Origin of the sequence: Arthrobacter sp. HMWF013, from assembly GCF_003061105.1 — a bacterium.
GTDB lineage: Bacteria > Actinomycetota > Actinomycetes > Actinomycetales > Micrococcaceae > Arthrobacter.
Genome location: NZ_QAIQ01000052.1, coordinates 1 through 8,354 on the forward strand (window position 1 = coordinate 1; position 8,354 = coordinate 8,354).

Annotated in this window: 8 protein-coding genes; 2 read left to right on the plus strand and 6 right to left on the minus strand. The window is 63.7% G+C overall.

Going from position 1 to position 8,354, the window contains the following annotated elements:
* The 6 genes from DBR22_RS02425 to aceE all read right to left on the minus strand — a co-directional run.
* Positions 1 to 135: beta-ketoacyl synthase N-terminal-like domain-containing protein (locus tag DBR22_RS02425; protein WP_308810172.1), on the minus strand; the 135-nt coding region annotated here is incomplete at its 3' end.
* Positions 136 to 295: 160 nt separating this feature from the next.
* Positions 296 to 541 carry an acyl carrier protein gene (locus tag DBR22_RS02430; RefSeq protein ID WP_009359314.1) on the minus strand — a complete coding sequence of 82 codons (246 nt, stop codon included), beginning with the start codon at positions 539 to 541 and terminating at the stop codon, positions 296 to 298.
* Positions 542 to 622: 81 nt separating this feature from the next.
* Complete coding sequence (locus DBR22_RS02435) at positions 623 to 1,684, minus strand: beta-ketoacyl-ACP synthase III (RefSeq protein WP_108597623.1); 1,062 nt, start codon at positions 1,682 to 1,684, stop codon at positions 623 to 625.
* Positions 1,681 to 2,610 (minus strand): ACP S-malonyltransferase, encoded by a 930-nt coding sequence (locus tag DBR22_RS02440; RefSeq protein WP_108597624.1) that lies wholly within the window; start codon positions 2,608 to 2,610, stop codon positions 1,681 to 1,683. The genes DBR22_RS02435 and DBR22_RS02440 overlap by 4 nt, the downstream gene beginning before the upstream one ends.
* Positions 2,611 to 2,698: 88 nt before the next feature.
* On the minus strand, positions 2,699 to 3,943 hold the full coding sequence (locus tag DBR22_RS02445) for a PucR family transcriptional regulator (RefSeq protein WP_108597625.1): 1,245 nt from the start codon (positions 3,941 to 3,943) through the stop codon (positions 2,699 to 2,701).
* A 189-nt stretch (positions 3,944 to 4,132) separates the two neighbouring features.
* The gene (gene aceE, locus DBR22_RS02450) at positions 4,133 to 6,901 is read right to left on the minus strand and encodes a pyruvate dehydrogenase (acetyl-transferring), homodimeric type (RefSeq protein ID WP_181364990.1); all 2,769 of its coding nucleotides are present in this window, start codon (positions 6,899 to 6,901) and stop codon (positions 4,133 to 4,135) included.
* 397 nt (positions 6,902 to 7,298) lie between these two features.
* Between aceE and DBR22_RS02455 the strand changes: the two genes are divergently transcribed.
* Complete coding sequence (locus DBR22_RS02455) at positions 7,299 to 7,718, plus strand: DUF3052 domain-containing protein (RefSeq protein WP_108597628.1); 420 nt, start codon at positions 7,299 to 7,301, stop codon at positions 7,716 to 7,718.
* Positions 7,715 to 8,209 carry a peroxiredoxin gene (locus DBR22_RS02460; RefSeq protein ID WP_108597626.1) on the plus strand — a complete coding sequence of 165 codons (495 nt, stop codon included), beginning with the start codon at positions 7,715 to 7,717 and terminating at the stop codon, positions 8,207 to 8,209. The genes DBR22_RS02455 and DBR22_RS02460 overlap by 4 nt, the downstream gene beginning before the upstream one ends.
* Positions 8,210 to 8,354 lie beyond the last annotated feature (145 nt).

Genomic DNA, 8,354 nt, shown 5'->3' on the forward strand with positions numbered 1-8,354 from the left:
GTACTTGGCTACCCAGTCGTCTTCCAGCGTGCGGGCACCGGAGACGCCCTTCAGGGCATTGCTCCACATGGTGGGAACGTCGCCGCCGATGGGCGTGGTGGCCCCCAGACCGGTAATGACTACTTTGCGTGTCATGGGATTGCTCTCTGTCGGTGGGCAGGCCATCTCCGGTAATCGCCGGCGGGGTCCCGCGTGTGGGCAGTTCAGTTGGCTGCCAGGAAATATGAGGGGGACTGCCGGCCCAGCCTGGGCACGGACCGGCAGTCCAGTCAGCCGTAAGTGGCTGGAGCCTTGGCTAGGCCTGGGCGCCGGCGATGAAGCTGACGGCGTCGCCTACGGTCTTGAGGTTTTTGACCTCTTCGTCCGGGATACGCACGCCGAACTTTTCTTCGGCGTTGACCACGATGGTCATCATGGAGATGGAGTCGATGTCCAGGTCCTCGGTGAAGGACTTGTCCAGCTCCACTGCCTCGGGGGCAAGGCCGGTTTCTTCGTTGACGATTTCAGCCAAGCCGGCCAGGATCTCTTCGTTGCTAGCCATTGATGGCTCCTTTTCTTGTTATTGCCGGCGGATGGTGCCGGAAACGGTTCAGCCCGCGGGTGCGGCCTGTGTGGGACGTTCCTAAGGAAGGACGATGACCTGGGCGCCAAAGACCAGCCCGGCGCCGAAGCCGATCTGGAGTGCGAGGCCGCCGCTGAGCTCAGGGTGTTCCTGAAGCAAGCGGTGGGTGGCCAGGGGGATTGAAGCTGCCGAGGTGTTGCCGGCCTCTGCGATGTCGCGGGCCACCAGGACGGATTCGGGAAGCTTGAGTTTCTTGACCATCTCGTCGATGATCCGCATGTTGGCCTGGTGCGGGATGAAGGCCGCGAGGTCTTCAGCCTTGACCCCGGCGGCCTCCAGGGCCTGTTGTGCCATCTTGGCCATCTCCCAGACTGCCCAGCGGAAGACGGTCTGCCCGTCCTGGCGCAGGGTGGGGTAGAGCTCCTGAGCCTCCTCCAGGAGGGCAAAGTCGCCGGATTCGTCGGACTGGCGGGCGGCCAGGCTCAGGTCGCGCACGTCCAGCATCGAGCGGGTCATGCCGATGGCGTCCCATTTGCTGCCGTCTGAACCCCAGACGGACGGCCCAATGCCGGGGGTGTCTGAAGGGCCGATGACTACCGCGCCCGCACCGTCGCCCAGCAGGAAGGAGATGGTGCGTTCCCGGTTGTCGATGACGTCGGAGAGCTTCTCCGCCCCGACCACCAGCACGTAGTCGGCTGTTCCGGAGCGGACCAGGGCGTCGGCCTGGGCGATCCCGTAGCAGTAGCCGGCGCAGGCGGCCGAGATGTCGAAAGCCGGTGCCGGCGTGGCCCCAATGCGGTCAGCAAGGGCAGCAGCTGCCGACGGCGTGGCGTAAGGGTGGGTGACGGTGGAAACGATGACCGCGCCCAACTGCGAGGCGTCGATTCCGGCCTTCTGCAGGGCCTCACGGGCAGCGCCTTCGGCCATATCAACGACGCTGACATCGGCGGCGGCGCGGTGACGGGTGACGATGCCGGTCCGCTGTCGTATCCATTCATCGGAGGAATCGATCCACTGGCAGACGTCCTCGTTGGTGACGATGACATCCGGCCGGAAGGCACCAAGTCCAATGATGCGGCTGTAGGCATGCACCGGACGTTGGTTCAGCGTGGGAACGCTCATGCGTTTCCCTCCAATTCTGCAAAGAGTGCCAGCGCGGCCGTGAGGTCGTCCGGGGTTTTGACGGCAACTGTTTTGACTCCGGGCATGCCGCGCTTGGCAAGCCCTGCCAGCGTTCCGGCCGGGGCCAGTTCGATGACTCCGGTGACGCCGCGCTGGACCAATGTTTCCATGCATAGGTCCCAACGGACAGGCCTGGAGACCTGCGCAATGAGGCTTTCAACGGCGGCATCGCCGTCAACGACTTCCTGGCCGTCGAAGTTGGACAGCAACGGGACCAACGGCTTGTGGGGCTTGAGCTGCGGCTTCAGCGCCTCGAGGGCAGTCACAGCGGGGGACATATGCGACGTGTGAAAGGCTCCGGCCACCTTCAGCGGGATGACCCTGGCCTTGGCCGGCGGGTTCTCCGAGAGCGCTTTGAGCTGTTCGAAGGTCCCCGCGGCAACGGTCTGCCCGGCACCATTGACGTTGGCCGGTGTGGCGCCTGCGGCCTCGATGGCTGCCAGGACCTCTGCCGGGTCCCCGCCCACCACTGCACTCATGCCGGTTGGCGTGACAGCAGCGGCTGCGGCCATGCTGTTGGCGCGTTCACGGACGAACGTCATGGCTTCGTGCTCGGTGAGCACTCCGGCCAGGGCGGAGGCGGTGATCTCGCCTACAGAGTGTCCGGCAAGGATCACCGGCAAGGTGGCCAGTTCGACGTCGAACAGTGACTTCGCGGCGACCAGGCCTGCGGCGACGATCAAGGGCTGCGCCACTGCGGTGTCCTTGATGGTTTCCTCATCCGAGGTGGTCCCATGCGCTGTCAGGTCGATGCCTGCGATCTCGCTGAGGGAGGCCAGTTGGCCTGCTACCGAAGGAAGTTCCAGCCAAGGGGCCAGAAAACCGGGGGTCTGTGAGCCCTGTCCAGGGCAGACTATTGCAAGCACGTATCCAGCTTTCCAAATTACTGTGTCATCAAGCGGTGTTTGTCTGCACCAAGCTCAAGGGGTCAGATTGTAGGAAGTCTACAACGACTCAGAGCTGGTTCCGCGCAGGATGACGCTCGGCGGGCGCTTTTGGCGGTGCTGAAAGCCGGCCGACAACGAGTGCCGCCTGCAGCACAAATGCCTCCCGGGGGAGGAGCGGATCCCAGCCGGTAACGTCACAGACTCTCTTGAGCCGGTACCTGACCGTGTTGGCATGCACGAAGAGTTCGCGGGCTGTTGCCTCGAGGGAGTGCCCCAGTTCAAGGTAGGTGCCCAGCGTCTCTACCAGCCCGTTGGAGGCAGCCACGAGGGGACGGTAGATGTTCTTGACCAGCGACCGGCGGGCCGCTTCGTCGCCGGAGATGACGCGTTCGGGCAGCAGGTCGTCGGCCGCTACCGGCCGGGGAGCGGAGGGCCAGGCCCGTGCCGCGGTGAGACCGGCGAAGGCGGACTGGGCTGATCCGCTGGCCTCCAGCAATGAACCCGCTTCCGCGCCGTACACCACGGGCCCGGGTGCGAACATTTCACTGAGCTTCAGGTACGCGGTCTCTTTGTCCTTAAGGCCGCCCAAAATCAGGATCAGCCGGTCGCCCTGGATTCCCACCAGCGCGTCCTCGGCGTAGCGGCCCGCCATGCGCCGCAGTTCGCTGACGTAGCTGGCACTGGGCTCTGACGGCGAATTCCCCACCATGACAGTGAACCGTTCCTGGGCTTTCCACCCCAGTGCGGCGATTCTCGATCGCAGCGCGTCGGTGTTCTCCCCGCGCAGTATGGCGTCGACGATCAGGGCCTCAAGCCGGGTATCCCACGATCCCCGGGATTCGGCTGCCCGCGCATAGACATCCGCTGCAGCGAAGGCTACTTCCCGCGAGTACCGCAGCACCGCCTCCCGCAGTGCGGGCTGGTCTGCTTCGGGGGCGATGACCGGCACCTGGTCCTCCACCACTTCGACCACGATCCGGATGAGCTGGAGGGCCTTTTGCAGGCTGATGGAGCGGGTGAGTTCCGTGGGCGCAGTTCCGAAGACATCGGAGAGAATCCAGGAAGGCGAGCTGGGGCGTTCGTACCAGGTGACAAAAGCGGCTATGCCGTTCTGCGCCACCATACCGAGGGCCGAGCGTTCATCGGAGCTGAGGCGTGAATACCAGGGCAGCGATTTTTCCAGCTGGCGCAGCGTAGTGGTGGACAGCTGGCCTACACTCGCCCGGAGTTTCTTCAGGGTTTCGGTTTTCTCCGGCGTCATGCTGCGCGAGGACGGCTTGCGCTTCGCGGGTGCGGTGGTTGGCTCAGGCATCTTCTGAGCATACGGTGCCCGCCACGCAAGCTCCATTTGTGCAAAGGCTACAACCGGCTTGGATCTGGGTCACAGGGTCCGCAGGACGCCGCATCCGGCCGTACGCCCTGCAACACCGATTAACAACGACGGCGGCACTCACCTCACAGTGAGTGCCGCCGTCGTCGTCATGCTCCTACTGGAGTTTGATCAGGACTCGCCGCCTGCGTTGCCGGTGGAACCGGCGTTGACATTGTGCAGGCGGTACTTCTCGATTGCCTTGGCCGGGGCCTGGGCATCCACTTCGCCGCGACGTGCCAGCATCTCCAGGGACCGCACCACGATGGAGTGGATGTCGTTCTTGAAGAAGCGGCGGGCAGCCGCACGGGTGTCGGAGAAGCCGAAGCCGTCAGCGCCGAGCGAGGCGAACTCGTTCGGCACAAACTGACGGATCTGGTCCGGGACGGCCTTCATGTAGTCCGAGACTGCAACAACCGGGCCGGTGGCTCCGGCAAGCTGCTGGGTCACAAACGGAACACGTGCAGGCTGGCCGGGGTTGAGGAAGGCTTCTTCCTCGGCGGCCATGCCGTCGCGGCGGAGCTCGTTCCAGGACGTGACCGACCAGACGTCGGCCGAGACTCCCCAGTCGTCCGCGAGAAGCTGCTGCGCGCCGATGGCCCAGGGCACGGAGACTCCCGAGGCCAGGATCTGGGTCCGGGGACCGTCGATCTTCGCCGGGGCCACCAGGTAGATGCCCTTGAGTACGCCTTCAACATCCAGCTCTTCAGGTTCCGCCGGCTGGGTGATCGGCTCGTTGTAGACCGTGAGGTAGTACATGAGGTTCCGGTCCGTGGAGTCGGGCCCGTACATGCGCTCGATGCCGTCCCGGATGATGTGGCCCATTTCGTACCCGTAGGCGGGGTCGTAGGTGACCACGGCCGGGTTAGTGGACGCCAGGAGCGGTGAGTGGCCGTCAGCGTGCTGGAGCCCCTCGCCGGTCAGGGTGGTCCGTCCGGCCGTGGCGCCGATGATGAAGCCACGGGCCATCTGGTCACCGGCTGCCCAGAAGGCGTCACCGGTGCGCTGGAAGCCGAACATGGAGTAGAACACGTAGACCGGGATCAGCGGCACGCCGTGGGTGGCGTACGCGGTGCCCGCGGCGGTGAACGCCGCCACAGCGCCGGCTTCGTTGATACCCGGGTGGATCAGCTGACCCTGCGCGGACTCCTTGTAAGCGAGCACCAGGTCACGGTCCACGGACAGGTAGTTCTGGCCCTTGGGGTTGTAGATCTTGGCGGTCGGGAAGAACGCGTCCATGCCGAAGGTGCGGGCTTCATCGGGGATGATCGGCGCGATGTGCTTGCCGAAGTTCTTGTCCCGCATGAGGTCCTTGAGGAGCCGGACGAACGCCATGGTGGTGGCGGCCTGCTGCTTGCCGGAGCCGCGCTTGGCGACTTCGTAGGTCTTCGCGTCAGGCAGTGCGATGTCCTGGTGCTTGGAGCGGCGCTCCGGCACGGCGCCGCCGAGCTCGGCGCGGCGTTCCATCATGTACTTGATTTCAGGCGCGTCATTGCCGGGGTGGTAATACGGCGGCTGGTACAGGTCCTTTTCCAGCTGCTCGTCGGTGACGGGAATCCGCAGGTGGTCGCGGAACTTCTTCAGGTCATCCAGCGTGAGCTTCTTCATCTGGTGCGTGGCGTTACGGCCCTCGAAGTGGGGACCGAGTCCGTAGCCCTTGACCGTCTTGGCCAGGATCACCGTGGGCTTGCCCTTGAATTCGGTGGCTGCCTTGTAAGCGGCGTAAACCTTGCGGTAATCGTGGCCACCACGCTTGAGGTTCCAGATCTGGTCATCGCTCAGGTCGGCGACGAGGTCCTTGGTCTGGGGATCCTTGCCGAAGAAATGCTCGCGGACGAACCCTCCGGACTCTGCCTTGTAGGTCTGGTAGTCGCCGTCGGGGGTTTCGTTCATGATCTTCACGAGCGAACCGTCGGAGTCCTTGGTGAGCAGGTCATCCCACTCGCGGCCCCAGACAACCTTGATGACGTTCCAGCCGGCGCCGCGGAAGAACGCTTCAAGTTCCTGCATGATCTTGCCATTACCACGCACCGGCCCGTCCAGGCGCTGGAGGTTGCAGTTGATGACGAAGTTCAGGTTGTCCAGGTTCTCGTTTGCTGCGAGCTGGAGCAGGCCGCGGGACTCGGGCTCATCCATTTCGCCGTCACCAAGGAACGCCCAGACCTGCTGGTCAGAGGTGTCCTTGAGGCCGCGGTTGTGCAGGTACCGGTTGGACTGGGCCTGGTAGATCGCATTCATGGGACCGATGCCCATCGATACGGTCGGGAACTCCCAGAACTCGGGCATCAGCCGCGGGTGCGGGTAAGAGGACAGCGCGTGGCCCTCCTTGGACTTCTCCTGGCGGAATCCGTCCAGGTCCTCCTCGGAAAGGCGGCCTTCCATGAAGGCGCGTGCATACATGCCGGGGGATGCGTGGCCCTGGAAGAAGACCTGGTCACCGCCGCCGGGGTGGTCCTTGCCGCGGAAGAAATGGTTGAAGCCCACTTCATACAGGGTGGCGGCGCCGGCATAGGTGGAGATGTGCCCGCCCACCCCGATGTTCGCCTTCTGTGCGCGGTGCACCATGATCGCGGCGTTCCAGCGCATGTACGCCCGGTACCGGCGCTCGTATTCCTCGTTGCCGGGGAACGGCGCTTCCTGGTCCACGGGAATGGTGTTCACATAGTCCGTGGTGGTCACCATCGGTACGCCCACGCTTTGCGCACCGGCGCGCTGCAGAAGGCTCCGCATGATGTATTGGGCACGTTCGGTGCCTTGTTCCCTGATCAGTGCATCCAGGGACTCAACCCATTCAGCGGTCTCTTCCGGATCACGATCAGGCAGCTGGTTAGTCAACCCGCTGAGGATATGGGAGGTATCTTCTCCTGCAGCCACGTCCAACCTCTCTTTGCGCGCATGCATCGGCGCACTCAGGCCGGGCAGGGTAGCTGTCCGGCGTAAACGCGACGTGTGCGACGTATCGGTTACAACAGCCCGGTCATGTGCGCCGGGCAGGGTCCTAGCACGCCTATGTCTGCACTGAATTCCAGGGCGGTCGCCCCGCAGGCATAGTTGTCACAGCCACTCTAGCTGTGACTTCAGCGCGATGCGTAGCCGCGTCCGTGGCACCGCCGTTGTATTTCGCGGTCATACTGGTTGTGTGACGAAACCCTTGGGCATGCAGGGTGGCGGCACCGGATGTGACGCAGAATATGGCGGATCGCGGTGGCGTCAGCTTGAAGCGCAGGCTCAAAGGGTGTTGGCTTGGAGTAATGGAAATCACTATGCGTATTGCATGTATTAGGCATTGGAGGAACACGTGAGCGAGGCCGACGCCGCCACTTCGGTAAATGTGGCGGAAAAATTGGGTTTCAAAAGTGGGGATCTGATTCAGGAGTTCGGTTACGACGACGACGTCGATTTCGACTTGCGTGATGATATCGAGGACCTGACAGGGTCCGAACTCCTGGACGAGGACGACCACGATGTCGTTGACGCCGTCATCTTCTGGTGGCGCGACGGCGATGGTGACCTGGTCGATACGCTCATGGATTCGCTGACAACACTGAGTGAAAACGGTGTTGTCTGGGTGCTGACCCCGAAGTCCGGCAGGTCCGGCTACGTTTCTCCAGCGGAAATACAGGAAGCGGCGCCCACAGCCGGCCTTCACCTCACCACTTCCGCCGGCGTCTCCAAAGACTGGAGCGCCACCCGGTTAGTGAGCAGGAAGAACAAGTGACGCAAGCTCTGTCGACTGCCGGTGTGTCTGTGCCGGCGGTAGGGGAGGCCGCACCGGATTTTGAGTTGGCAAACCAGTTCGGTGAGCCGGTCAGGCTGTCGTCGTTCCGCGGGCAGAATGTGGTGCTGGTCTTTTACCCGTTCGCCTTCTCCGGTATCTGCACCGGGGAACTGTGCGAGATCAGGGACAACCTTTCAGTGTTCGAGGACCTTGGGGCCACTGTCCTGGGTATCTCCGTGGACAGCAAGTTCAGCCTCCGGGCGTACGCCGAGAAGGAAGGCTACGGTTTCGACCTCCTTGCCGACTTCTGGCCGCATGGGGCTGTCGCCGAGGCGTACGGTGTCTTCGACCCGGAGAGCGGGATGGCCCGGCGGGGGAGCTTCATCATCGACGCCCTTGGCACCATCCGCTATGTGGTGGTGAATCCGCGTGGCCAGGCCCGCGAACTCTCCGAATACCGCAAGGTGCTGGCGGGCCTGGAACAGGCCTGACCTGACATGGAACAGCAGCGGCGCGGCATCGGCCTGACGGGCTTTGCCAGCCTGCCCGCAGCTGACCCTGCGCCGCTGTCCGATGGCCATCTGGAAGACCTGGAGCGGATCCGGGATCTGCTGGCCGGCAAGCCCCTGGCACTGC

Coding starts and splice junctions, on each gene's coding strand:
- DBR22_RS02435 (WP_108597623.1), bottom strand. CDS start 1,684: ATGAGCGTTCCCACGCTGAACCAACGTCCGGTGCATGCCTACAGCCGC.
- DBR22_RS02445 (WP_108597625.1), bottom strand. CDS start 3,943: ATGCCTGAGCCAACCACCGCACCCGCGAAGCGCAAGCCGTCCTCGCGC.
- DBR22_RS02430 (WP_009359314.1), bottom strand. CDS start 541: ATGGCTAGCAACGAAGAGATCCTGGCCGGCTTGGCTGAAATCGTCAAC.
- aceE (WP_181364990.1), bottom strand. CDS start 6,901: ATGCATGCGCGCAAAGAGAGGTTGGACGTGGCTGCAGGAGAAGATACC.